Raw genomic sequence first — 23,046 nt, 5'->3', positions numbered from 1 at the left:
CCAGTCGGAAAGTGATTGACTACCAATACGTTCCTGCGTATCGAGAGACGTGAAGCCAGCTGAACCGGTAATTCCCAAGGCGGCTAATCCCAGAAAGCGACGTCGTGAGGAGGGCATCTACCCGCTGGTTTATCACAAGCAAAATTATCGCTGTCGGTCTTTTTACCGGGCTCACAAGCGGCTGAGTTTCGATGATAAGCGCTCTTCAGGTAACGAAAATCTGCTCGAATACCAGGCGTCGATCCAAACGGTGACTGAACACCCCCGGTAGTTCCACAGTACTCTGGATACAGCGTTTTGTTCTGGATGTGAACCCAGTGTGGGACAGTTTATCCACAGAGTTCCCACGATTGTCTGGGTGTACTGTAACCGCTTTCGAGCCTATAGCTGAGTCTACCCTCCAGTACAGTTATCAAAAATACTACGCTGAAGACTCGGAGTGCACTCGATCTCGGTCCAGCTATTGACTACTGACCCGACCGCGTAGTCCCAAAGACCATGTACTGACCTCCAAAATACCAGCCAGAGATGCCACCTGACCGGCTCCGGAGTATCGTCCCGATGTTCGGCGGCGCAACGAACTACGTCAAGACACTCAATGCAATCCTCGAGTACGTCGACGACCAACAGCCCACTCCCGATGAACTCATCGGCTGGCACCGGGGGCACTTCGACCGAGTTTCGAGCCGGGACTCGATACAGCGCCGGATCGACTATCTCGAAGATGTCGGCTTTATCGAACGAGACGGCCACCACTGGCGACTCGGGCCGGAGGGAACCACCTACGTCGCTGAGCAAACGACCGAAACGCTCCTCGAAATCATGTGTCGCCGGAACGTCGGCCTCCGGAGCCTGCTGTACTCACTTGTGCCAGCTCCGATGACAATCGAAGAAATCGGGCACCAGCAACTCAAGACGCATACAAGCTTGGGCTGGGATCCGGCCAACACGGACATGGCCAAACAGCGGGCAAACTGGCTCCGAAGCCTCGGACTCGTCCACAAGGACGGCCAGCAGTATGCCCTCACAGATGAGGGCCGCCAGTTCGTTGAGACCGCCGTCGAGCAGTGGGCTGGGTCTAACCCACAGGCCGATGCACCTACCACAGATACTCCGACGGTAACGACCTACGAAACGACGGTTCAGGCCCGTGCAGTTGATCCGGAGTTCCGAGAGACGGTCCTCGTCCAGTATGATGAGACCTGCCCGATATCCGGCGTTGACCACCGTGGGCTGTTGGATGTCGCTCATGTCCTGCCCTGGAGCGACTACCCACAGCGCCGGGCGGATCCCACTAATGTCCTCCCACTCAGCAAGATTCACCACGCAGCTTTCGACCGCGAACTATTCACTATCGACCGAAACTATCGGCTGCACGTCAATCCCGACTTCGAGACCGACAGTGACCTGCTGAAACAGACAATCGTCGACCGAGCTGGTGAGTCAGTCCCCCAGCTGGACGGCAACGTCGCACCAACGTATCTCCGGCAGCACAATGACTCTCTCGGTTGGGTGACGAATTAATCGGAGCGAAGACTGTGCCTGACGTGTACTTCTCGGACGCTTTCACGAGAGAGGATACCACAGCACAAAACGGATTCAACCGGGCTTCAGCGGTCGATAACCTCGCCGTCCCCAACAGCTAGTTCGGATTCGAGTTCGGCGATCAGTTCCGTTCCCTCGGCATGGAGTTCGTTCGCCCGTTCCAGCGAGACGTCTCCGTTTTCGAGCTGTTCGATAATCTGTTCGAGCCGGTCGGTCTTGTCGGCGATTGTCTCATCTTTCATAGTGGAAGCAGGATGTACAGGAGCAGGGCTACAACGAGCAGGCCCAGAGCGAGCAGGACGAGCAGCAGCCGTCGACGCTGGCGGCGATAGGCTGTGGCCTCCTGTTTCCGTTTCCGCTCCTGATCGTACTGGGTACGTGCTTGCTCTAGCCGGTTCTCAAGATCGGTCAGTACATCGCGAACGTGCGTGTCGTATGCGCGGTCGAGTTCGCCTTCGAACGAGGACAGGTCCGATTCGGCGGTCCGTCTGTAGGCGTGGGTGAGTCGGTTATCCATCGTCTCCAGCGTCGTCTCGACGGTCGCTGTGTAGGCCGTGTTGAGACGCTCTTCGAGCGTGTCCAGCTCCGCGTCGAGGGTTGTCCGATCCGGAACGATGTTGCCTACCTCGGTCGGCGTCATCACCCGTCTGTCGGCCACTTCGTCGGCCAGTGTTCGGTCGTTCTCGTGGCCGACCCCAACTACGATTGGCGTCTCGGTTTTGTGGATAACACGGCAGAGCGGCGTTTCGTTGAACACCCGGAGGTGCTTGTCGGACCCACCACCGCGAGTAAGCACGATAACGTCGATCAGCGGGTCGTCATCGAGTTCACTGATCGCACCCATGATCGACATCATCGCATCGTCGCCCTGAACGCTCGTGTTCTGGATGACGATATCCACGTCGGGATACCGCTCGTGGACGCTGGTGATCGCATCCATCCGGGCATCGCTTGTCGCACTGGTGGCGATCCCGATCCGTTCTGGAAAGTCCGGCAGGGCTTGCTTGTGCTCCGGATCGAGCAATCCATCCGAGTCCAGCAGTTCCCTGTTTTGCTCGTAGATCTGCTGGTACGTGCCCTCACCGACCGCCACGATGTCTTCGACGATGACGGAGACGTTGCCCCCGTCTTCGTAGTACGACAGCGAGCCTTTGACAGCTACCTGCATCCCATCCTCGATTGTGGTGTCGATTGTCGATCGTTTGTACCCAAAGAGCACGCAGTGAACTGTCGAACCCTCGTGGACCAGATCGAGGTGGACGTGGTCGTTCGAGGACACACCATAGTCGGAGACATCACCGACGACGTAATCGAAGGCGAGCTGGTCTGCGCTCTCGACGACTGCGCCGATATCCTCGTTCAGCGTATCGACGTAGGTGATTCGCTCCGTTTGGAGTGCTTCCTGCAGTGTCTCCAGCGACGTGTGCGTCGGCTCCGGCTCCGAACCCATTCGACTCCTCTGTAGTGCGGTTGTGTACTTAAGCCATGGTACTATCTTGTGACAGCGATCAGGATGACCAGACCCGGCCAGCCAGTGGTTCCCTGACCGCATTTTGTCGATTTGCGTTAGCTCTTGAACTGGAAAATTGAATCAATCGATTGAACCAGCTGATTGAATCGGTTAGTTGAACCAGTTGTTTGAACCAGTTGTTTGAATCAGGAGGTTCAATCAATAGGTTATTTGAACTGGGGGCTATAACAACCAGCTATGCTCTCATACAGCACTTACAGCGAGGCCGGCGGCGTCGGCAAGACGACGACCGCCGCGAACCTCGCCGTCGCACACGCCCGCGCCGGTCTCAAACCACTGGTCGTCCCACTAGATCCGCAAGAAGGCAATCTCTCGCGGCTGTTTGGCGTCGACAAGGACCGCTCGAAGAACATCGATCATCTCGCCCGGCATATGATCAACCGGCCCAAAGGTGACTTTGAGGATCTCATCGTCACCGCTGAACACGGCGTCGATGTCATCCCTGAACACAACCAACTCGCCGATCTCGGGGACTGGCTCCGCCGCGAACAGGACCAGGCCGCCGCTGTCGGGGATGCGTTCAATATTCACGCCGCGTTACTCAGCACGCTCGCCGATGCTGGCGTTCGTGACGAGTACGATGTGCTGATTTGTGACCCGCCGGCGACGGAAGGCCCACACCTACACAACGCTATCAACGCCACACGGTCGTTGGTTATCCCAGTCGAACCGAGCGCGAAGGGTCAAGCCGCTGTTGAGGGGTTGGAACAGCTCGTTTCCGGCCTTGAAGACACGCTTGAAATCGATGTGGGCGTCCTTGCCGCCGTCCCAGTCGGCGTGAAAGGGACGAACGACCAGAAGCGCGTCCTTAGCGAGATCCCGTACTCGACACCAGAAATCTTCGGCGACCGTACTTCGCTAATGGAAGGGTCGTGGGCACAGCAGTGCTCGGCGTTCACGTATGTCCGAGACCATCGCGACCGTCGACGTGACTACGAGCTCGAAACGCTGGCACAGTACGACCGATTGGCTCGCTACCTCGAAGCGCAAGCCGGGATCGAAGCCCCGAATCCACCGGAACCCGGCGCTATCGAGGAGGTGGCGTAAATGGCCGGGATGAAAGAAGGCCCCGGAGAGGACCCGTTCGCCGACGAGACGACCGACGAGCAAGACGACCCGGCGCCGGACCCAACACCTGAAACGACAGCCGGATCTCCGTCCGAATCCGAAAGCGACACCACCGACAGCATGAGTACAGACGAAATCCCGTACGTCATTCGCCGACAGACGGTCAAAGAAGACCGCGATAACGAACACGTCGCGTTCCTCCGTGACGAATACGCCGAATTAGAGGACCAAGTGAGGGCCGACGTGGCCGATGAACTCGGCATGCGCTCAAAGGATGTCTCGGTGACGGATCTGCGCGAGGCGTTCGTTGAACTGGCTGCAGAGAATCCCGACACTGTGGCTTCAATACTGGAGAGTTGGGGCTACGAGCACCTCAAGTGAACGAGACCAGACACTATCGAATACGCTGCTCGCACAAAGCAATGGGTCGCAGATCGAGTGGATGACTCGCCGGTACAGCTAAACGACGCGTCACCGTGGCACATAAGCTCCGACGTTTACAGATCAGTGCGGTGACTTATTACCGTCCGCCGAGAACAGTGTGTATGGAGATTCGTCCTGCTGACTCCGAAGACCGTCAGCGAGTCGAGACGCTCGCACGGGATTCGTTCCGAACCTCGTACGCACTCAGTCCGCAGCAGATTGAGACGATAGTCGAAAACGAATTCGATGACGAAACGCTGGCTGATCGGCTTGCAGACCCTGACACAACGGTGCTAGTCGCCGAACACGCAGCCGGCGACACCGAGCAAGTGCAGGGGTTCATCGACGTGGCAGGAGGAACTGAGAGAACGATTCGCTGGCTTCACGTCGACCCCGAGGCGCGTGGCGAGGGGATCGCCACCGCGCTGCTGGAGGGTGTCCAAGAGGACGACGACGGGACACCGCTCGTTGCGAGGATTCTCGAAGACGCCGTCGAGGGTGGCGAATTCCTCGAAGACTTCGACCTCGAGAGCGACGACAACGCGCATGTGACGTTCGGTAACGAGGAGTTCGCAGTAGCGGTATTCACTGAGGGAGAGGGGACGGAAGACGCAAACGAGCCCTCAGTTCCAGTCCCTGAGTCTGTCACGGTTGATGGGACCGCCCGTCCCATCGAACGGGACGAGACTGTCCCCGGTCGAGAAGCTCCGTTCTTTTCCACCTATATGGGCGAGGACCGCACAGACCAGTACGGCTACTTCTGCTCGAACTGTGGCAGTACTGACGTATCAGGCGACGGGCTCGACCGTCTCGAATGCAGCGAGTGTGGCAACCTCCATCTCGCCGATGAGTGGGACGACTCGTATCTGTGAGAGATCGCAGATAGACACCTGAGTCCGGGACCGGTGAGCACGGCAGTGGTCTGCCCGACGTGACTGAACCCCTGAATCCTCGGTCTCGAAGCAGGGCCCAGCCGGTGACCACAATGTGTCTCGATACCGCTTTTGGGGAGATGGATGTGGACGCAGCGGTCCACGTCAGTATGGCGGCTCCGCTGTGAATGGCGGTACTCAAGGTTACTTCCCGGCACCGCTGTACTGAGAGGGAATCCACCATGGGGTGACTTCGGAGTTCCAAAGCTGATCGACAGCGGTTATACTGACAGTGAGAGATCGGTACGGCTGGTGCAGTGAATCATTGGTTTACCTTAGATATCGTCTTTGCTGCACATCTGGGGGAGACGGCAGACTCACACTGGTGCGTTCTGTGGTAGAGTTCAGTTGTCACGAGCGCCCCGTGGGCCCGGCGCAACCGCTCGGAAAGGGCCTGGTGTGTGACATCGAACTCCTCTGCGAGCTCAACGAGGGTGACCGTGCGCGGAACGTCGTAGTATCCAGCGTTATACGCCGTCATCACAGTCTCGTACTGGTGCTCCGTCAGGCCCAGTGAGCCATACGTGGGGGATTCGGAGAGACGGTTGATGTGGTCGATAGAAAGGTCAACGCCGCTATCGTCGCCGAACTCGTGAATAGCCGCTATTCGGTCATAGTTCGGCAAAAACAGCTGTAACTGCCAGGACCCGTCGTATCCTGATGCCGACAGAATCGAGACGTTCGCTTCTGTCAGAGTCGACACGAGTGTGCGGATGCGCGGCCCCCACTCGATCCGGAGCAAACACGCCCCACCGCGCTCCGAGAGCAGATCGACCGAACGGACGCTGTCGTCGTGTTCGATGACGCCGATCAGCCGGTCTGCTTCGTTGTGGTCGGCCCACAGAAACGGCATGACGCGGCCAGGTCCGTCTGCCACGAGGCTGACTGTGCGAAACTCCGCGCTCGGTTCTCGGACGAACGTCTGCCCGAGAGCGAACTGGTTTGCAGGGACAGTCGCTTCGACGATAGTGCTCATTATGAATTAGTTCATTCTGGCAGCGGATACATCTCCGGTCTATATGTGTAGGCCGTCGTGCCTGTCGACTTCGGGCCTCTTGTGGTTCTTGGTGCCGTTCATTTTTACCTGAATTGAGGCGCTAAGGCCCCTTCCTCAACGAACAAGCGAAGCGGTTGAGTAGGGAGGGGATACAGCGCCGCACGGTTCTCAAACACGTTCGTCGCTTGGCCCACAGGCCCACGCAATCGCAACCATTTAGTACGTGTTTTGCATAACTTATGGTGTGGCAACGCGCAAGACCATCTCTATCCGCGACGACCAAGAGGATTGGATTCAGGAGAATCACCTGAGTCTGTCCTCGTTCGTCCAAGAGAAACTTGACGAACTCATCGAAGAACGCTCGTAGATGAACTACAACTACAGGTATCAACTTCGACCGTCCGACGCTCTCGAAGAACAGTTAGCGTGGACTGTCGATACCTGTAGACAGGTCTACAACCACTTCCTCCACCGACTCAACCGAACCGACGACACTTCGGCATACAGCGAACAGAAACTCCTTCCGAATCTTAAGAAGTGGTGGAACGACCTGAAAAGCGTTCACTCGAAGGTCCTTCAGAAAGTCGTTCAGCGGTTGTACGACAACCTCTCAACGCTTCGCGGTCGCAAAGAGAACGGCTACCACGTCGGCACTCTCAACTGGAAGGCTCCGGGCGAGTACCGCAGTTTCACCTATAGTCAATCCGGCTTCAAGCTCAAGAACACGAGCGGTCGGACGCGACTGTGGCTCTCGAAACTCGGAGACATCCCCCTCACCTTCCACCGCGACCTGCCCGACGACGCCGAAATCAAGACTGTCACAGTCAAACGAGAACCAACCGGCAAGTGGTACGCCATCCTCGGCGTCGAATCCCCGGACGACCCGCCTGCGAAGCCCGAGAATCCCGAGCAGTGCGTCGGCATCGACGTAGGAATTCTCAAGTACGCCCACGATACCGACGGAACCGCCGTGGGATCTCTCGACCTGTCCGACGAACGTGAACGGTTAGAACGTGCCCAACGCGACCTCTCGCGGAAGGAACACGGCTCGAACAACTGGGAGAGACAGCGCCGTGTCGTGGCCGAACACCACGCCGACCTCAAGCACAAGCGCCGTGACTTCCTCCACAAACTGTCGAATCACTACGCCCGCGAATACGATTTCGTGGCTGTAGAGGACTTGGACGCGAAGGGCTTGGTCGAACTACCGGGTAACTCCCAGGACCGAGCAGGCGCGGCGTGGGGAACATTCCTACGGATGCTCGAATACAAGTGTGAACGCGAAGGAACGCACTTCGTCGCTGTGAATCCGCGCGGAACAACGAAGGAGTGTGCCTCCTGCGGCGTTTCGACGGAGAAGCCGTTGTGGGTGCGCGAGCATTCGTGTCCGGCGTGTGGGTTTGAGGCAGATAGAGATGCGAACGCGGCGTGGAATATTCTTTCTCGCGGCATCAAGAAGCGGTTAGGAGCGGGACGCTCCGAATTAACGCCTGTGGAGACTGCGCTCCCTGTGGATACGCCTGTATCTGCAAAGTGCGTCATAGAAGCAGGAAGCCCCACCCTCAAGCGCGAGCCGTCAGGCGAGCGGTAGGGTGGGGTAGTTCACTGTCACGGCATGACGACTGACTCGATGAGGGCTCGGTGCCCACGACGAGATCGTTCCGAGAGGGCCTGATGTGAGACCCCGAGTTCCGATGCCAGCTCCTGTAGATTCGTTCGGCGAGGGACCTCGTAGTAGCCCTCGTCGACTGCGGCTTTGAGTATCGAAAACTGTCCGTCAGTGAGCTGGGACCCCTCTATCGACGGCGCGTCTTTCAGCGCAGTTATCCGTTCGATGTCGATATCGTATTCCTCGAACGCGTCACATGTCGAGGAAACCGCGTCTCGTTCCGGAAACAGGATACGGAACGTCCACCCCTCAGTACTCCCGCGAGCACTGACGACAGTCCCGTGCTCTCCTACCAGTACACGGGTGAGAAACCGGACCTGATCCGTCCAGTCCATTCGGAGTAACGTGTTTTGATCCTGGCTGGTGATGACCTGTGCGCTCCGCACCGTCTCGTCTTCGGTAATCGCCGTACCTACGGAATCAGTGTCTGCGTTCGTCGCCCAGAGCAGGGGAACAACCCGGTCAGTTCCGTGTGTAGCAAACCTGACAGCGTCGAACTCCACTTCGGGCACAGCCTGGAACGTTCCGGACAGTGCGAACTGCTCGGTCGGAATGCCGGCTCGCATCATCGTGGCCATATGATATGTGGGTATCGCTCTCCGCACTCAATAGTACAAGGTACCAAAGCTGTGGGTGCCTGGGCTTGGCCAGCGAAATCCGGGGTTACTAGCTCTCTCACCGGCTGCTCTGTCCCTGCTATGGAAGGGCTGTCACAACTCCGTGTTCCCTTTGTCATCACGCATGGCAACTCAGATCTCACGGTTCCAGCCGTAGGTTACGTTCTAGTTACCTATCCCGGAAAACCGTTTATCGTTGCCTTGGAGCCCACCGCTTCTAGAGTCTCATTCTTTGTAGCAAAATAGGCTGAACTCCATCGAAGTGCGGACGGTCGCGAGCCTTGCGACGCTTTGGTCCGTTCTCAGGCGCTAGACCACTGATTGTTGCCGGGGACTCATGCCGAGAGAGCGAGTCGATTCAGTTCTGCGGAGTGGGTGGTATGGGTAATCAACACAGACTCTGTGATAAAATTTAGCATTTATTTTCATAACAGGTGTACTATTGTTAAGCCCACCCATCTCAGGCTGCGTTCGCTTCGGATACTGTTTCGGCTGAACGTTTTCAACTGATATATAACATACTCTGAGATAGGTAAATATGATAATATCACACGTCAAATCAGCAAATTAATTTGTTAATAAGCGGGACTATCAATCATATACGTTGCCAGGGCTGCACGAATTAGCGACCCTGTAAGGGACGGATGTCCCGTTCACACAACGTCGACGCAGTTACCATCGCTTGAAACCCTTCAAACACCGATGGCACCAGATAGAATTCCGAGGGGCCAACGAGTGCTGATACTCGATTCGTTGTATCCATAGATTGGGTCTGTTGTCATTGTAGTCGTTCACATTTTGACTGATATGCCTAGCATGGTATCGAGGCTCAGTGGTATGCCCATCGTGGACACGTATCGCCGCGTGTCGGGGGCGTGGCGAGAGTACGCTTTTAGAACTGTTTCAGCTATCTGGAAAGGTCCGCTCTCGAAATCCTCCACTTGAGAGACACAATATAGGTTGTACCGATCGCTCAGTAGGTGTTCCTACTGACCGAAACGGGCGACTAATCATATTAGTCACTACTGTTTGGGTGATATGGCGATTCAAACGACAGTCGGGTGGTCACTCATCACTTCCGGTATGGTAACGCTCCTGCTTGCGTATCTTCCGTACCCGTCGGTTTATTGGGGCATCGGTCTCCTTATCCTCGGTCTCTTCATCTTCGTTACTCGACGGCTCTACTGACCTCAGCAGCGCTCAGGTGGTGCCCTGTCGTGACTGAAGCTGGGGCGAGATACAGCAGTTGCTGAGAAACGCGACAGAGCCCGAAAAGGTTCGCTTGGCCCAGACAGTGTTCAGGTCAGTCGCTACGCAACGGACGCGGCTACGTTCTGTGGAACAGAGCGAGGTGGCGGAGTCCCGCATGAGTTTCCAACCCGCCGGCAAGTACCCCTGAGAGCATCCCGAGTGTACTGATGAACGTTGTAGTTCGAATGCGGTCGATCATACTGACGGTCGGATCTTCGAGACTGGGCCAGTCGGCCAGTAACTATGGGGAAAGACGATGGATTCGATGTCTCAGAGAGATTGTTCGTCCTGGTTTTCCCCCTCGTCGCCCTGATCCCTGTTCGACCCGCCACGGTCCGAATATTCCTCCCGTCCGATCGCTTCGGAACCGATCATGTTGAGTACGGCCTGGTGAACCGCGTCCGCTGAGTCGTACTCGTGACTATCAGTCTCTATCTCTTGGCCCCCGAGTATCGACTGTAACGTCTGGGAACCACGATTCGTTTCTATTTCGGCGTCTCCGTACTTCGAAAGTAGCATCTCCCGCTCGATTGGATACGTTTCAGACGCCAGTTCGTCGCCGAGGCTGCCGAAGTCGACGCCCAACTCCCGCGAGTCGGCTGTCTCCTCACTGCTGGACTGGTCGTTTGCCATACACTCCCTTCAGCGACCAGCCGGATAGGTGTTGTGGATTTTACAATTTCTGGCAAAATCACGGGCAGAGTAGTCCTGTAGGCATCTCAGGGTTGGGAGCCGTGTTCCACCGGTTTACACGACAAGCGGAAGCCGTCGCTATCGCTGTGGCATCTGCTCCGACCTCTTGTCGCGGCCGTGCTGTTCAGCGAGGAGGGCGAACGCGTAACCGAGTAATCTACCCGGACTCCTAATTTAATAGGGCGAGTTTACTTGTGTGACGGCCGTGTTGTTCGAGGCGATGGTACAGACAGCAAAAGCGTCGGATACGCTTTCACGGATCGGAATCGTTTCCACACTGGTCGATGCCGCGGTCGCGTTCTCCCGCGGCCGGTCGAAAAGTGGACTCCTGCTGATCGCCTCGGCGGCGCTCTCCCAGCGTGTCCCGGGTATCGGGGTGGCCGTCTCGATACTGCTTCGACTCGGTCGTCGCCTGCGTTGAGTCGGCATTCCCCGTAGCCTTGCCGACGCTACGCCTCGGGATACAACGAGCGCGTCTTGTACGCAGTAGCACTCGTAGCCGAAGCAAGACGGTTTTTACGCCCGTTGTTTGCTAGGATAGAGTGTATGTAGCGGTTCATCTATGCGGTACGCAGTGATCGAGAGTACGCGGTCGGAGCGGATCACACACTTCTGTCGGGAGCATCAACCGGGGCCGGTCGGCACTGCCTCCGTTTACTATCCTCTCCGTCTCTCCTTCGAGCTTGCGACGTGTCTTGCCGGCCAGTGACCTGTTTTCGGTCTGCGTGGCGGCAGTCGACAGTTTGATATGTTGGACGGGTAACTAGTTGACAATGAGCGACAACCTAGCGACCACCGACGAGTCTATCGAGCCGGGCGAACCCGTTTACACGAAAGCCGGACAACTAGTGGGCCGCGTCAGTGGCTTCACAGACGATGGATTCGAAGTCGAAACAGTCGAAACGGGGGCCAGTGACGGTGTCGATCAGGAGGAGATCCCCGGGCAAGAGTTCGGCGAGGGGTATCTGATGTGGCAGTGCGAGGAGTGCGGAGAGATGGGCGAACTCGAAGACAGCTTTCCGTCCGCGTGCCCGAGCTGTGATGCCCCCAGAGAAGCGCTTTCGGAAGTCCGCGAAGACTGATCGAGCGTCGTTTGCCTGGCATCGGGTGGACTGCTGGGCTGGACTGATACTGTTGGCTGTAACTATTTTAAGATATTCGCCACCTCGGGTGGCGAAATTCTTCACAGACTTACAGCCGACAGTATGAGCTACACAGCGGACCGAGTGACGATAGTCGCCGCTGAGAAAACGACTGACTCGTCGCACCACAGTGATGTTGGCACAGGGAAAGGGAGTTGATCAGTGTGTGAGTCGAGACAACTGCCAGGAATCATACAGAGAACCACGATTTCTGTGACGACGAAACGCGTCGCTTCTCACAGCATCGCCGCTGAAGCGGTTCACAGTAGTGCGGCAGTGACCGACCGCTGATGACACGCCCGCGAGCCTGACATAACAGGCCGTGTCGATCAGAACGCCAGTAATATAACATTATTTTGCCCTGAAAGCACCAGCATATCGTCGGGGAGAGATATAGTGTTCCTAACAAAATGCTACAAGAGCATGTCTATGGTATGCAGAGACTCGTAGGAGACAGAAAGCGCCAGGACACTGGCCAGCGGACGCCGCAAAACACCGTTGTGGAAGGAGCAATGTAGGGATGTCCGGAACAGTTCTGATCTATAACCCCCGGAGCGGAAGTGGTGACCACGGTGACGCCGTCCGGGAGCGGGCAGCGGCACACGAGTACGATATCGAAGAGACCGAAGCGGCTGGCGACGCCGTTTCGCTGGCGGAAGCGGCCGCCGAGACGGGGTACGAAACGATTGTCGCCGCTGGGGGTGATGGAACTATCAACGAGGTCATCCGAGGGATCGACCAAGCGGACGCACTGGACAGTGTGACCCTCGGGGTTCTCCCACTCGGCACGGGAAACAACTTCGCACAGCAGTTGGGAATCACTGACATCGATACGGCGTTCGATGTCTTGACCGACGGCGAGCGACGTCGAATCGACCTCGGGCAGGCCAGCGACCGCCCCTTCGTCAACTCCTGTGTCGCGGGACTGACCGCCGAATCCAGCAGCGAGACGTCCCCCGCGATGAAAGACCGACTCGGTGTGCTGGCGTACGTCGTCACGGGCCTCCGGTCGATGTCGGACTTCGATTCGCTCCGGCTTACTATCGACCCCGCCGACGATGACCAGTCCGCAGCGTGGGCCGGCGAGGCGATCTGTGTGCTCATCGGCAACGGTCGTCGGTTTACCACAACGGGCGGCGAGCAGGCAGACATGGAGGACGGTCTCCTCGACATCGTGGTGATCAAAGACGTCTCGACGTTGGACCTGATGAGCGACCGGATCACCGAGCGACTCCTGGGCAGTGATTCCGAACACATCATACGGTCGAAGGCGTCGTCGCTCACGATCACGAACCACGACCCCTCCACTGTCAGCTTCAGTTTAGACGGCGAAATAATCAGCCACCGGGAGCTTACAATCGACGTTCGCCCGGATACGTTGTCCGTCGCAGTGGGCGACGGATACGATCCGGATCCGGAATGAACCCGACAGAACAGACTGTCGTGATTATCCACTGTCTGCCAATGGTTTCATGTACACCGTAGATCTCCACACGCACACGCGGTTCTTCCACGGGTTCGAGAGCAGGCCGACAGCCTACGACCCACTCGGGGCCCAACTGGTGCGGCTCGCCAGCCGGTGGCACTCTCTGGACGGTGTGGCCCTGACTAATCACGACTACTCGCCCGGGTACGAAAGTGGGACGACCGAGACGCTGTTCGTTCCCGGTATCGAAATCTCGACGACGGCCGGGCACGTTCTGGTCGTCGGTCCCGACCCGCCTCGACGGACGACACCGGGGACGCTCACCCCGACCGAGGTCGTCTCGCTGGCACACGAACGAGGGTGTGCCGCGATTATCGCCCATCCGTTCCGCCGAAGTGATGTCCGCAAGAGCGGCGCGGAGTTCGATGCCGTCGAAGTGAACGGTAAGCACCCGGGGAACATAGAACGTGTCCGAAAGCTCGCGGACACACTATCGGTTCCCATTGTCGGCGGGAGCGACGCACACTATCCCTTCGAAGTCGGCCGCGCATTCACCCGAATCGAGGCGTCACGGCTCACCCCCGAAACCGTCGTCGAGGCTATTCAGGCGGGTCGAGTAGAGCCGCAACTTCGCAGTACAGCGTTCGACGAGGCTATCCAGACCGCATATCGGTACATACACCGATATCGGTAGGGTGTCAGGACAGCCCGCCGGTCAGGACCGTAATCTAAACGGCCCCGACGTCGAAGCGCGCGAACTCACTGTCGCTACGCGGAGCATATACGATGTCAGGATGATGAACGGCACTAACGCGACTGTGAACGTCAGGGCAACGAACAGAAGCAACGGTGACAGGCCGAAAACCCCGACATCGGGCAGGAGGCCAGCGTCGATAGCCAGTATCGCCCAGATGGTAACGATGATCGATGGAAGGGAGAAAACCAGCAGCGTTCGCGAGAGTTCTGAGATCTCCTTGCCGTAGTACAGCGTTTTGAAGTACTCGCGACCGGTCGCGAACATCTCGAACATTTCCATCAGGTCTGTGAATTCCTCTATCTTGTCGTCGTTCAGTTGGCTCCGGTACGTGGAGGTCATATTGTGCGTACTGTTCATCAACGGCCCGTAATCGGTCTCCAGTCCCAACCACAGGGCATAGAGGTCACCACCGTGGACCTGCTGAACCGCAATCTCCAATTCTTCCGCCGTCGCAGCAACTGAGTCTACGTACGTCGTGATATCTTCGGTGAACTCGTCACCGATATCGTCTTCGAGGTCCTCACTGGCACCTTCAAGCGAGTGTGCGCGCTCTTTGATTACCGTCGCCATCACCTTGAGGAACGAATCCGGATCTTTCGGTGCAGCGTCATTACCAGTGAGACCGCCGATGTCACGCCGGAACTCGATCATGCTTTCGATGCGTTTCTCCTGCGCGCCGATAGAGGTGATATCGTGGGAGAGGACGATAGAATTGATGGAGACGACGATGGACACGAGCAGGATGATCCCGCTGAGAAACGAGTTGAGAATCGTCTGGACGGCCGCAGTCTCGGTGAGGAGCATCTTCATCTCAAAGGTCCAGATCGAACCCATGAACACGATGCTCGCGAACGTCACAGAAAGCAATGCCCCAGTGACCGCGATCCGGTGTCCTTCAAGCAGTATCCACCGGCTGAATTTGAACCCGCGTCGTCCCACCGGGATGGGAAACCAACTTCGCAGCCATCCGAGGCGTTTTAAATCCATCGGAGAACCCCGCACGTCGACGTTGACAGTAACTCATCGCTGTTCGTTGCAACTGCCCACTCCAGCATGGCCCTGTAATACACAAACGGCTCCGTTCGGTCGTCGAACCGGGTATTTACGCCCCGACAGCGAGCGGGACCCCTCGGATCAGCAGCCCTTAAACCACGGCTGTCTTGCTGAAGCGGACGCTGATAGCGCTTCGTCGTGTGCTGTCCTGTCTTGGTCTCGTTTCGGTTCATTCGTTCAGTTGTCCTCTGATAACCATCCAGCGCAAGACTGCTCGTCCGATGATTCGCTATCCGGCTTGATACGGGCTTGGCTCCGGCTATAGCCCGTCTCGGATTAGAATATGAAGGTGAGGACGGCGAGCACCACGAAGATGATGACGAGCCACTTCGCGATATCCATGCTGAGGCCGGCGACGCCGCTCGCCCCCAGCACCCCTGTGATGAGCGCGAGCACGAGGAACAGTATCGCGAGACCAATGAGATCACCGCCAAACTGAAGCACGACGTTCTGTACTGGAATTATACTTTCCGCGGCTAACTGTGCGAGTACCATACTCCACTCTCCGAGACGAGTACATATCATACCAAGGTACTTTCATCTGTATCATCATTTCAGTAAACGACGTAGTGACTTCGCCACTCATGACCGTGACGCTGCAAGACCAAGATTCATTAGTTGGGGGCACTGGTTTTCATCGATGCCAACAATTCAGATCGAAGACGGCTCCCTCTGGTACGAAGAGACGGGGACCGGGCCGCCGCTCATTTGCCTCCACGGGGGCTGGCAGGACCACCGGTCGTGGCAGGCACAGGTCGACTACTTCGCTGACGAGTACAGAGTTATAACCGTCGACCTTCGAGGGCACGGTCGGACCGGCCCGACTGGGTCACGGCGGTACTCTGTCGACCTATTCGCAGATGATCTGGAGAAGCTGGTGGCGACGTTGGACGTGGACCGCCCGGTTTTGGCCGGCATCTCCGCCGGTGGGATGGTCATTCAGACCTATCTCGACCGACACCCGGATAGTGCCCGTGGCGCGGTCATTGGAGGACCGTTGCAGACGCTGCCGCCGATAGAACTTCCTCACGGAATGAAACAGCTGTTTTCACCCCTTCCGCTACTTTCGGGGTCGCTTTCCGCCGTTGGGCCGAAATTGACGTTCAAAACACTGCTGGATTCGATCCGGATGACGAACGGCGGCCACTGGCTCTCGCTCGACGAAACGGTGCGCAAGCAATCGCTGAATGCCGTCGATTCGATTTCTGCAACCGAGTTCCAGAAGATATTCCGAGCGCTCTACGAACGCGTGGCTCCGACGCTCTCACACGTTTCGACGCCGACACTCGTCCTGTACGGCGACCACGAGATACCACTCGTCAAGCGACAGGGTGAGCGAATCGCCCGAACTGTCCAGACGGGGACCGCGCAATCGATACCTGACTCCGGACACCTCGTCAACCAGGACCAGTCGGGCGGGTTCAACGAAGCTTGTTCGGCGTTTTTCGACGGATTGACCAAAGCAGCCGATGACGCGAAGGGCCGTTGACGGCGAGTTGGATCTGCGGGTACCCACTCGGGTATGGCCTCTGAGTTCTGCGGACTATCGTGTACCACCCTACAGGCTGGTTCACCCGCTCAGTCTCAAAACGGACTCAGTCGACGCCGGCGTTCAGGTGGCGTCAGCGCGTACGCCGCGACGACGTGTGCGACCACCATCGCTGCGAAGAAGCCGAAATTGATCCACCAATTGTTGTACCAGACGAGGTCGATACCCCAGGACCCGTCGACGAGAGGCCACAGCGGCTCGATGGGCGTGGAGATATCGGGCGTGGAGATATCGGGCGCTGAGAGCATATCGGCGAAAACGTGACTGAGCCCCCCGGCGAAGAACGCGAGAAACGACGACAAAAACACCTGTCTACGGTTGAGTCGCTCGGTTCCGACCCACTCGTCGAGTTGATCGGTGAACACACCCGCCACTATCGCCGCACCGACGACGCTCGCAGACGTGACAAACAGAACCGTGTGCGTTACACCGTGATGATGAACTTGGTTCGGGAAAGCCGCAACGAGCCACAAGTCGATGTCAGGTACCAGTGATGCGACTACGGCGAGAATGACGAACCCGACACTGCGCCTGTCGTTCCACCGGAGCCAGGCCGGCAGCGCGAACAACAGGCCGAACGCGAGATGCCCAGAGATGTCTACGATCGTCTATCCCCCTTGATTGAGCTGATACCACTCATTCTCACCGTACGTTCAATCAGATGCCATTTAATCGGTGCGAAATTAACTGGATTGAGAACGCACGCTACAGTGACCCAAACGCTCTTTCCCTCCGATCTCATTCGGCCAATATGTCAATCCAGTCCGACAGTGACAGCGAGACGACCGAGGAATCCGTCGACGACAAGATCAAACGAGGTGGTGCATAGCCATGTGCGATATCAAAACCGGGGTAGAGCTCGAACTGTGGGTCGTAGACGACAATGGGCGACTGGCCGACGGCTCAGAGATCGTTGCTGCGCACGAACAGATAAAACCGGAGTTCATCGACCCGCTCGTTGAAGTCCAAACAGAACCCCACGAGGACGAGTTTGGATTGCGACGTGACCTGGAGACGACACTCCGGACCGGCGTCCGGGTGGCTGAAAAGCACGACAAACAGCTCGTCCCACTGGGAACACCACTCACCTCATCGAATACGCAGGCGAACTGCAAACGGGGGGAGTTGTTCGAGGAGATCTACGGTGACGGGGTACAGAGCGCAAAGAACTGTGCCGGCACACACATTCACTTCCAGAAAGGGAGTGTGATAGACCAGTTGAACCTGCTGACTGCACTCGACCCGGCACTGGCGTTGCTGAACTCTTCCCCGTATTACTGTAGCGAAGCCGGTGATAGTTCCTCGCGAGCACGAGCCTATCGGACGAAGTGTGGGCAAGAGTTCCAGCAGTTCTGCGAGCTCTGGCCCTACGCAGGCAGTCTACAGGAATGGACGGACCGAGTCGATCAGGCGTACAACCACTTCAAGGACTTAGCGAGCAGCCGCGGTGTGAGCGCAGCGAAAGTCGATGAGTTGTTCGAAGCGGAGAATACCGTGCTCAATCCCGTCCGACTCCGGCGGTGCCAGCCGACCGTCGAGTGGCGAGCGCCCGACGCTGCACTGCCAAGCGAAGTGATCCAACTGGCAGTGGATGTCGGGGAGCTGGTTTCACAGACCGGCGAGAAGCCACTCGCTCATGGCCATCACGGTGTGTACTCGGATCGGATCGGAGTACCGGAGTTTCCCTCGCTTCGGGAACTGAGTCAAGAGGCGATCCACTCGGGACTGGAATCGACAGCGGTGGTAACCTACCTGCGGAAGATGGGATTCGACCCGTCGGAGTACGACCCGATCGCACCGGAATTTAGCGGCCCGCCGGTGCTCGGCGAATTGTCAGCACGGAAGATACGCCTCCAGCAGGCCAGCAAACTCCGGCAGGACATCAAAGCAATCGCAGTGTAGGTGAGTTCGGCCTTCGAGTGGCGTGGAGTGTGCGTCCGTTCTGGGTCCCGAGTAACGGACCTCTATATCGGCCAGGCTCACGCAGGGGCCAGCAGATGTGTTTTCCCCTCTGAACTATAACGGTACGTATGGTTTCGGTTTCCGACGGACGTGCGCTCGCGGAACAGATTATCAACGCGGTACTGGGAGGATACTCGACCCGTGTTGTTGGTGTCGACGGGAAAGCCGGACCGTACCTGACACGTCGCGAGGCATAGCTCGACTCGGCTGCGGTCGAAGCCTATCTCCGGGCGCTGAACGAGCGACTTACGAGGAAATCTGCTGTGGAAGGGACCGACGGCGAAGAGTTGGTTCCACAGCCGGAAGGCACTGTCCACCTCGTCGAACAGGCGACGGACGAGGAAGGGGCGAATCGCTGGACGGTCGAACTTAGCTGGACAACGCCGCCTGGTTCGATGCCCTCCCATCCGGAAGACGCCACTGCGTCTTCCGCCGACAACTGAGCGACAATAATGGTGTGTTTCGACACCCGACAATGTCGAGATCCGGACTCGGCGCTACCAGCGATGAGTACGTTCGCTACGGGAGACTCGTAACCGCGACAGACGCCGATGCATGAGTACACTATTCTCGGTCATTACGCGACAGGAACTACCTGTCAACAGAGTAATCAACGTGAAAGCCATTACCATTTCATAGACATCACAATGCACCAGCAATGGGAGTACAAGACGCTCGAACCGCCGAAGGGATTGACCAAGCGAGAGACGGTCGATCCAACAGAGGAACTCAACCGTCTCGGTACAGAGGGCTGGGAACTCGTCGAGACCATCAGCTACGACGGTGGCGGGACGAAACTACTGCTGTTCAAACGTCCAGTCTCACATGAGTGAGTTCTCTACGGGGGATACCTTACGTGAGCGAACGGACATCAACAAGTACTGGTTCTGGTTACTGCTCCAGGCCAACCGATGGCTCCTCGCCGTCGGACTCGCTTTCGTGATCTTCTTCGTATTCATGACTTGGGGCGTGCTGAAACCGGTGTCGCTGCACTCGACGATGGAGTCGAGCGACATGGTCGAGACGCTATTCTCCGGTCTTATCGGGGCTATCATCACGGGAACGACGTTGGTCGTCACGATCAATCAGCTCGTCCTCTCCCAGGAGATCAGCTCGCTTGGGAGCCAGCGCAGTCGGATGGACCTGACGATGGATTTCCGCCAGAATACGGACAGCCTCCTCGGGATGACGACACCCGCCGACCCTGCAGACTACCTCTATGAGCTTATCGAGACAAGCGAACAGCGAGCGAAGACACTGCGAAATACACTCTCCGAAACTGAAAATCAGGAGCTCCACGAACAAGTGGACGAGTACGTCGCCGATCTACTGGAGAACGCCAATCACGCACACAGCCTCCTCGAAGACGCAGATTTTGGCACCTTCGACGTCGTATCGCCCGCACTCGATTACAACTATGACCGGAAGATACACCATGTCCGCCGGCTCGGGATGGAGAACCGAGACTCCCTCACCAACGAGGAGCGAAGCGCGTTCCGAGATCTGCTAGAGGTGCTTACAATGTACGGACCAGTCCGCGAGTACATCAAGAACCTCTACATCCAGTGGGCGCTGGTGAAACTCTCACGAGCGATCCTGTATGCCGCCCTGGTTGCACTCACCACCGCTGGAGGGATGGTCATCTTCGTTGACCCGACAACGTTCCTCGGGACGGTCTTCGGCATCGAGACCGTTCTTTGGGTCGTTAGCGCCGCGTTCGCTATCTCTACGCTGCCATTTCTCCTGTTCATCTCCTTCATCCTCCGGCTCGCGACGCTCGCTAAACAGACGCTTTCGGTGGGACCGCTCATGCTTAGCTGACCGACTCCCGGATGCAATTGTGTATCTCGGTGAGCCGGTGCAAAAACACAGCAACGGGAGCGGTTCCATGACGGCTGAAACTATCGATATCCAGCCAGCATGGTGTCAAAATCGATTACCGAAACGGTTGTCGCGATCTGCCCACCAGCGGTGCTTTCCTGTCAACGTCGACGTCCAGTGTTACTCGAAGTTCCAGCACATCAGGGTATCCAACTCATCCGACTGCCTGGCCACTGCACGAAGGACCAGTGCTTCGATCGCCGCGTCCGTCGGTCGCTGGGTGCGAACAGTGACTGTCACGACCTCTACGCACTCGTAGCGATACACTGCCAATTGTTACTATATCCGAAGTACTGAGTTCAACGGCAAGCAGTGTAAGCTTGCTGTGGACGGTCAACCGGTAGTGTTTAGTTTAGAGGGTTGTGTCAGCAAGCGAAATTCTAAAGCCAATTTCCAGCGGTGCTCGGTTCGTCGTGTCACAAACATATGAAAACGGAGAGTTTCTTTGTCTTATACTTTGGCTTATATATTCGACAGCAGTCCGATTTCCATAGTGTTCTATCAGAGATCGGTCCCAACTCGTTGAAGTACAACTCAGGGATGTTTCGTATTCCCTACGAGAAACACAGAGGCTCAGCATCGTGTTTTGCTGTAGTCCTTTGAGAAGGATTTCTGTGAGATTTGTTGGCATGGCCCAAGAAAGTCGCTATGGAGAACATTGCATCTTTTCGGACTCGTAGCGTTTATGAGAGCCCGCTTTTGTCCACCCCATCAGAATGGGATAGCCGCTCTGAGGACGATCTACAGGTAGAACTGCTGATCGGTGGTTCCGCTGGTTACAGGAGGAACTATTACCTTCTCATATATACTTTCATAATGTCACTTTCAAGCATCCAGAAGGAGTTAAAACCATTATATATTTGTCATGCAGGAAAGATTGACCCAGTCTCGGAAGACCGTGTGAGCGCTGGGTCCGCGTTGACGGATTTACGCCAGCGTTTCAACAATCACGCCGACGTCGATCTGTGGCGAAACCATACTCGCTCGGCCAGCAGAGAGCCACAAAATCCGTCTGTCGGAGGGCGCCACTCCGGGACAACTACTCGTGGCGTGAGCTAGTCAGTACAGACGAACCAATTATTGACGCTAACTGATCAAGAGTGCTAATCCGAAACAGTCCCAACGCGATATTCATATCCAAGTTTCTCACGTAGCTGACGGAACGCCTCCAGTACCTCTTCTCGGTCTTCACCGGCAGGAATCTCGACGTGTGCTGGTGAAGTGGCACTCTCCGGATTCAGGACTCGCCAAACCGTTCGACGAAGTAACGACTCCTCGGATACCGGCTTCCAATCGAGACCGTTGACGCTAGGGCATAACGCGCTCATCCGGGCAAAAGGCTACTCTCAGTGCGGGATGGCCGAAACATCGTACTCGACAACGAAGCGCTCGCTCGGCGACGCCGTGCGAGCGCTCGGCTGGTATCGACAGTTCCGTGAGATTGTCCTGATGTTCGCCATCTCGAACATAGAACCGCTCTGTGAACCACTCTAACCGTGACTCAGCATCTATTCAACACGGCAGATTACGGTATCTTGTTACCCGAGGGGAATGCCTTCACCCTTATCTATACTCTATTCCTGCGTCAGTCAACCATTCATTCAGCGGACTATTCGGATCGTCAATAAGACCACACAATCTGTCCACTTTCACCTCATTAAGATAAACGAGGTTATCGATCTCCCAGAAGATTTCCCGATGATAGTCGTGGTAGTACTTTCCGTATCCAATAGGTGTTTTTACCCTCCGAAATATAACCTAAATGCATGCCAGGTATACGATTTATTACCTTTGCTTGTGATGAAGTGGAACAACTGGCAGAGTTCTGGTCAGTCGCTCTCGGTGGTACACGACGAGAGCTACCAGAATCGCTTGAACCTGAAATCGTTGACCTGCCTGGAGATGGTCCGGATTTGCTGTTCAAAGAACAACCGAAAGGAACGGAGCGAGATCTCCCCATTCATCTTGATGTCTCAACCGAGAATCGAAGGGAGACAGTCGAACAACTCTGTAACATAGGCGGGTCTGTCCGCGAAACCAAGACCGAAGAATACGAAACGCACACCGCCACTTGGACAGTGATGTCAGATCCCGAGGGTAACGGATTCTGCGTCAGCGAGTATCAACAATAGCTACTACAGCGCTCTCAGCTACCACAGGCTGACCGAACAGGTCTCCCGGACGGGGTACGTCGTCACACGACCCGGACACAAAGCCGGGTGATTCACAGCGCCTTGTTTCGCGTCACGACGGTCATAGAGCAGAAATTCTTCGGCTTTGAGCCGACATCTATCGAGGGGACGACCGTTCGGGTCAGCGGTTTAGAGAACCACTGGTCGACTGTGCGGACCACTCCCAGGTTCTAGTGTCCGTCGAGAACTCGCAACTGCGATGCGAACCAGTTGCGCGAAATTCCCGAAAATCGACGCGATGCGTTCCACCGAGATGCTCTCGAAGCCGATGTGATTCCGCTCGTGGCGGCGTTCGCTGTACAAAGTCACGGTGACGCACGGAAGGCGATCGACCCTCATCGCCGGTTTTCGATCCTTC

24 protein-coding genes and 4 pseudogenes are annotated in these 23,046 nt (G+C 56.8%); 19 read left to right on the top strand and 9 right to left on the bottom strand.

Features of this window, described 5'->3' with window-relative positions:
* The first annotated feature begins 528 nt into the window (after window positions 1–528).
* Window positions 529–1,524, top strand: coding sequence for an HNH endonuclease signature motif containing protein (locus VI340_RS18725; RefSeq protein WP_336330988.1), 996 nt, complete (start codon window positions 529–531; stop codon window positions 1,522–1,524).
* 86 nt (window positions 1,525–1,610) lie between these two features.
* Here VI340_RS18725 and xseB read toward each other — a convergent pair whose 3' ends face one another.
* Both xseB and xseA read right to left on the bottom strand, forming a co-directional pair.
* Entirely contained in the window at window positions 1,611–1,787 is a 177-nt protein-coding gene (gene xseB / locus VI340_RS18720; RefSeq protein ID WP_008308529.1) for an exodeoxyribonuclease VII small subunit, read from the bottom strand.
* A complete protein-coding gene (gene xseA, locus VI340_RS18715) occupies window positions 1,784–2,995 on the bottom strand; it encodes an exodeoxyribonuclease VII large subunit (protein WP_336358937.1) in 1,212 nt (403 codons plus the stop codon). Before xseA ends, xseB begins: the two co-directional genes overlap by 4 nt.
* 258 nt (window positions 2,996–3,253) lie before the next feature.
* On the opposite strand from xseA, the gene VI340_RS18710 reads away from it, so the two are divergent.
* From VI340_RS18710 to VI340_RS18700, 3 genes are all read left to right on the top strand, one after another.
* Window positions 3,254–4,123 carry a ParA family protein gene (locus VI340_RS18710; protein WP_008308526.1) on the top strand — a complete coding sequence of 290 codons (870 nt, stop codon included), beginning with the start codon at window positions 3,254–3,256 and terminating at the stop codon, window positions 4,121–4,123.
* Window positions 4,124–4,525: a hypothetical protein gene (locus VI340_RS18705; RefSeq protein ID WP_008308524.1), complete on the top strand. Its 402-nt coding sequence runs from the start codon at window positions 4,124–4,126 to the stop codon at window positions 4,523–4,525.
* Window positions 4,526–4,689: 164 nt separating this feature from the next.
* Entirely contained in the window at window positions 4,690–5,439 is a 750-nt protein-coding gene (locus VI340_RS18700) for a GNAT family N-acetyltransferase (protein ID WP_008308517.1), read from the top strand.
* A 322-nt stretch (window positions 5,440–5,761) separates the two neighbouring features.
* Here VI340_RS18700 and VI340_RS18695 read toward each other — a convergent pair whose 3' ends face one another.
* Window positions 5,762–6,475 carry a helix-turn-helix domain-containing protein gene (locus VI340_RS18695; protein ID WP_008308515.1) on the bottom strand — a complete coding sequence of 238 codons (714 nt, stop codon included), beginning with the start codon at window positions 6,473–6,475 and terminating at the stop codon, window positions 5,762–5,764.
* 265 nt (window positions 6,476–6,740) lie between these two features.
* Between VI340_RS18695 and VI340_RS18690 the strand changes: the two genes are divergently transcribed.
* Both VI340_RS18690 and VI340_RS18685 read left to right on the top strand, forming a co-directional pair.
* Window positions 6,741–6,863 carry a hypothetical protein gene (locus VI340_RS18690; RefSeq protein ID WP_008308514.1) on the top strand — a complete coding sequence of 41 codons (123 nt, stop codon included), beginning with the start codon at window positions 6,741–6,743 and terminating at the stop codon, window positions 6,861–6,863.
* The gene (locus VI340_RS18685; RefSeq protein WP_336358936.1) at window positions 6,864–8,087 is read left to right on the top strand and encodes an RNA-guided endonuclease InsQ/TnpB family protein; all 1,224 of its coding nucleotides are present in this window, start codon (window positions 6,864–6,866) and stop codon (window positions 8,085–8,087) included.
* A gap of 17 nt (window positions 8,088–8,104) precedes the next feature.
* Here VI340_RS18685 and VI340_RS18680 read toward each other — a convergent pair whose 3' ends face one another.
* Window positions 8,105–8,731: a helix-turn-helix domain-containing protein gene (locus tag VI340_RS18680; protein WP_336358935.1), complete on the bottom strand. Its 627-nt coding sequence runs from the start codon at window positions 8,729–8,731 to the stop codon at window positions 8,105–8,107.
* Between the two features lie 1,572 nt (window positions 8,732–10,303).
* Window positions 10,304–10,666, bottom strand: coding sequence for a DUF5789 family protein (locus VI340_RS18675; RefSeq protein WP_008308500.1), 363 nt, complete (start codon window positions 10,664–10,666; stop codon window positions 10,304–10,306).
* A 280-nt stretch (window positions 10,667–10,946) separates the two neighbouring features.
* On the opposite strand from VI340_RS18675, the gene VI340_RS18670 reads away from it, so the two are divergent.
* From VI340_RS18670 to VI340_RS18655, 4 genes are all read left to right on the top strand, one after another.
* Window positions 10,947–11,147, top strand: a complete 201-nt coding sequence (locus VI340_RS18670) for a hypothetical protein (protein WP_049942856.1) — start codon at window positions 10,947–10,949, stop codon at window positions 11,145–11,147.
* 352 nt (window positions 11,148–11,499) lie between these two features.
* Complete coding sequence (locus VI340_RS18665; RefSeq protein WP_008308495.1) at window positions 11,500–11,808, top strand: DUF7130 family rubredoxin-like protein; 309 nt, start codon at window positions 11,500–11,502, stop codon at window positions 11,806–11,808.
* 580 nt (window positions 11,809–12,388) lie between these two features.
* Window positions 12,389–13,291, top strand: coding sequence for a diacylglycerol/lipid kinase family protein (locus VI340_RS18660; protein WP_336358934.1), 903 nt, complete (start codon window positions 12,389–12,391; stop codon window positions 13,289–13,291).
* Window positions 13,292–13,340: 49 nt separating this feature from the next.
* Window positions 13,341–13,988 carry a PHP-associated domain-containing protein gene (locus VI340_RS18655; protein WP_008308492.1) on the top strand — a complete coding sequence of 216 codons (648 nt, stop codon included), beginning with the start codon at window positions 13,341–13,343 and terminating at the stop codon, window positions 13,986–13,988.
* Window positions 13,989–14,009: 21 nt separating this feature from the next.
* Here the strand turns inward: VI340_RS18655 and VI340_RS18650 are convergent, their stop codons facing one another.
* Window positions 14,010–14,885 carry a hypothetical protein gene (locus tag VI340_RS18650; RefSeq protein ID WP_204366245.1) on the bottom strand — a complete coding sequence of 292 codons (876 nt, stop codon included), beginning with the start codon at window positions 14,883–14,885 and terminating at the stop codon, window positions 14,010–14,012.
* A 495-nt stretch (window positions 14,886–15,380) separates the two neighbouring features.
* Window positions 15,381–15,599 (bottom strand): DUF1328 domain-containing protein, encoded by a 219-nt coding sequence (locus tag VI340_RS18645; protein ID WP_008308488.1) that lies wholly within the window; start codon window positions 15,597–15,599, stop codon window positions 15,381–15,383.
* Window positions 15,600–15,744: 145 nt separating this feature from the next.
* Between VI340_RS18645 and VI340_RS18640 the strand changes: the two genes are divergently transcribed.
* Window positions 15,745–16,593 (top strand): alpha/beta fold hydrolase, encoded by an 849-nt coding sequence (locus VI340_RS18640; protein ID WP_008308487.1) that lies wholly within the window; start codon window positions 15,745–15,747, stop codon window positions 16,591–16,593.
* 95 nt (window positions 16,594–16,688) lie between these two features.
* On the opposite strand, the gene VI340_RS18635 is transcribed toward VI340_RS18640, so the two are convergent.
* On the bottom strand, window positions 16,689–17,249 hold the full coding sequence (locus VI340_RS18635) for a metal-dependent hydrolase (RefSeq protein ID WP_336358975.1): 561 nt from the start codon (window positions 17,247–17,249) through the stop codon (window positions 16,689–16,691).
* Window positions 17,250–17,484: 235 nt separating this feature from the next.
* Here VI340_RS18635 and VI340_RS18630 point away from each other — a divergent pair, with 235 nt between their 5' ends.
* The 4 genes from VI340_RS18630 to VI340_RS18615 all read left to right on the top strand — a co-directional run bounded on the left by VI340_RS18630 (window position 17,485) and on the right by VI340_RS18615 (window position 20,436).
* A complete protein-coding gene (locus VI340_RS18630; protein ID WP_336330981.1) occupies window positions 17,485–18,555 on the top strand; it encodes a glutamate--cysteine ligase in 1,071 nt (356 codons plus the stop codon).
* 323 nt (window positions 18,556–18,878) lie between these two features.
* Window positions 18,879–19,058 carry a hypothetical protein gene (locus tag VI340_RS18625; protein ID WP_049942846.1) on the top strand — a complete coding sequence of 60 codons (180 nt, stop codon included), beginning with the start codon at window positions 18,879–18,881 and terminating at the stop codon, window positions 19,056–19,058.
* Window positions 19,059–19,262: 204 nt separating this feature from the next.
* Window positions 19,263–19,448 (top strand): DUF4177 domain-containing protein, encoded by a 186-nt coding sequence (locus VI340_RS18620; RefSeq protein ID WP_008308481.1) that lies wholly within the window; start codon window positions 19,263–19,265, stop codon window positions 19,446–19,448.
* Window positions 19,441–20,436 (top strand): hypothetical protein, encoded by a 996-nt coding sequence (locus VI340_RS18615; protein ID WP_336358933.1) that lies wholly within the window; start codon window positions 19,441–19,443, stop codon window positions 20,434–20,436. Before VI340_RS18620 ends, VI340_RS18615 begins: the two co-directional genes overlap by 8 nt.
* Before the next feature lie 933 nt (window positions 20,437–21,369).
* On the opposite strand, the pseudogene VI340_RS18610 reads toward VI340_RS18615, so the two are convergent.
* Window positions 21,370–21,474 (bottom strand): annotated as a pseudogene (locus VI340_RS18610) (N-6 DNA methylase); the annotation flags it as partial.
* A 336-nt stretch (window positions 21,475–21,810) separates the two neighbouring features.
* Here VI340_RS18610 and VI340_RS18605 point away from each other — a divergent pair.
* The 4 genes and pseudogenes from VI340_RS18605 to VI340_RS18595 all read left to right on the top strand — a co-directional run.
* A pseudogene (locus tag VI340_RS18605) lies at window positions 21,811–21,990 on the top strand (IS5/IS1182 family transposase); the annotation flags it as partial.
* 272 nt (window positions 21,991–22,262) lie between these two features.
* Window positions 22,263–22,628: a VOC family protein gene (locus VI340_RS18600; RefSeq protein ID WP_336330836.1), complete on the top strand. Its 366-nt coding sequence runs from the start codon at window positions 22,263–22,265 to the stop codon at window positions 22,626–22,628.
* A gap of 1 nt (window position 22,629) precedes the next feature.
* Window positions 22,630–22,899: pseudogene (locus VI340_RS19905) on the top strand (type IV toxin-antitoxin system AbiEi family antitoxin domain-containing protein); the annotation flags it as partial.
* Window positions 22,887–23,030: pseudogene (locus VI340_RS18595) on the top strand (hypothetical protein); the annotation flags it as partial. The pseudogenes VI340_RS19905 and VI340_RS18595, both read left to right, overlap by 13 nt.
* Window positions 23,031–23,046: the final 16 nt, after the last annotated feature.

This window comes from Haloarcula sp. CGMCC 1.6347 (assembly GCF_037078395.1).
GTDB lineage: Archaea > Halobacteriota > Halobacteria > Halobacteriales > Haloarculaceae > Haloarcula > Haloarcula amylolytica.
The sequence above is the reverse complement of the archived record's forward strand: the minus strand, read 5'-3'. Positions and strand labels throughout refer to the sequence as shown.

Excerpts from the sequence above, each read along its gene's own strand:
- VI340_RS18725 (WP_336330988.1), top strand. The coding sequence starts at position 529 with ATGCCACCTGACCGGCTCCGGAGTATCGTCCCGATGTTCGGCGGCGCA.
- xseB (WP_008308529.1), bottom strand. The coding sequence starts at position 1,787 with ATGAAAGATGAGACAATCGCCGACAAGACCGACCGGCTCGAACAGATT.
- xseA (WP_336358937.1), bottom strand. The coding sequence starts at position 2,995 with ATGGGTTCGGAGCCGGAGCCGACGCACACGTCGCTGGAGACACTGCAG.
- VI340_RS18710 (WP_008308526.1), top strand. The coding sequence starts at position 3,254 with ATGCTCTCATACAGCACTTACAGCGAGGCCGGCGGCGTCGGCAAGACG.
- VI340_RS18705 (WP_008308524.1), top strand. The coding sequence starts at position 4,124 with ATGGCCGGGATGAAAGAAGGCCCCGGAGAGGACCCGTTCGCCGACGAG.
- VI340_RS18700 (WP_008308517.1), top strand. The coding sequence starts at position 4,690 with ATGGAGATTCGTCCTGCTGACTCCGAAGACCGTCAGCGAGTCGAGACG.
- VI340_RS18695 (WP_008308515.1), bottom strand. The coding sequence starts at position 6,475 with ATGAGCACTATCGTCGAAGCGACTGTCCCTGCAAACCAGTTCGCTCTC.
- VI340_RS18685 (WP_336358936.1), top strand. The coding sequence starts at position 6,864 with ATGAACTACAACTACAGGTATCAACTTCGACCGTCCGACGCTCTCGAA.
- VI340_RS18680 (WP_336358935.1), bottom strand. The coding sequence starts at position 8,731 with ATGCGAGCCGGCATTCCGACCGAGCAGTTCGCACTGTCCGGAACGTTC.
- VI340_RS18675 (WP_008308500.1), bottom strand. The coding sequence starts at position 10,666 with ATGGCAAACGACCAGTCCAGCAGTGAGGAGACAGCCGACTCGCGGGAG.
- VI340_RS18670 (WP_049942856.1), top strand. The coding sequence starts at position 10,947 with ATGGTACAGACAGCAAAAGCGTCGGATACGCTTTCACGGATCGGAATC.
- VI340_RS18665 (WP_008308495.1), top strand. The coding sequence starts at position 11,500 with ATGAGCGACAACCTAGCGACCACCGACGAGTCTATCGAGCCGGGCGAA.
- VI340_RS18660 (WP_336358934.1), top strand. The coding sequence starts at position 12,389 with ATGTCCGGAACAGTTCTGATCTATAACCCCCGGAGCGGAAGTGGTGAC.
- VI340_RS18655 (WP_008308492.1), top strand. The coding sequence starts at position 13,341 with ATGTACACCGTAGATCTCCACACGCACACGCGGTTCTTCCACGGGTTC.
- VI340_RS18650 (WP_204366245.1), bottom strand. The coding sequence starts at position 14,885 with ATGGGTTCGATCTGGACCTTTGAGATGAAGATGCTCCTCACCGAGACT.
- VI340_RS18645 (WP_008308488.1), bottom strand. The coding sequence starts at position 15,599 with ATGGTACTCGCACAGTTAGCCGCGGAAAGTATAATTCCAGTACAGAAC.
- VI340_RS18640 (WP_008308487.1), top strand. The coding sequence starts at position 15,745 with ATGCCAACAATTCAGATCGAAGACGGCTCCCTCTGGTACGAAGAGACG.
- VI340_RS18630 (WP_336330981.1), top strand. The coding sequence starts at position 17,485 with ATGTGCGATATCAAAACCGGGGTAGAGCTCGAACTGTGGGTCGTAGAC.
- VI340_RS18620 (WP_008308481.1), top strand. The coding sequence starts at position 19,263 with ATGCACCAGCAATGGGAGTACAAGACGCTCGAACCGCCGAAGGGATTG.
- VI340_RS18615 (WP_336358933.1), top strand. The coding sequence starts at position 19,441 with ATGAGTGAGTTCTCTACGGGGGATACCTTACGTGAGCGAACGGACATC.
- VI340_RS18600 (WP_336330836.1), top strand. The coding sequence starts at position 22,263 with ATGCCAGGTATACGATTTATTACCTTTGCTTGTGATGAAGTGGAACAA.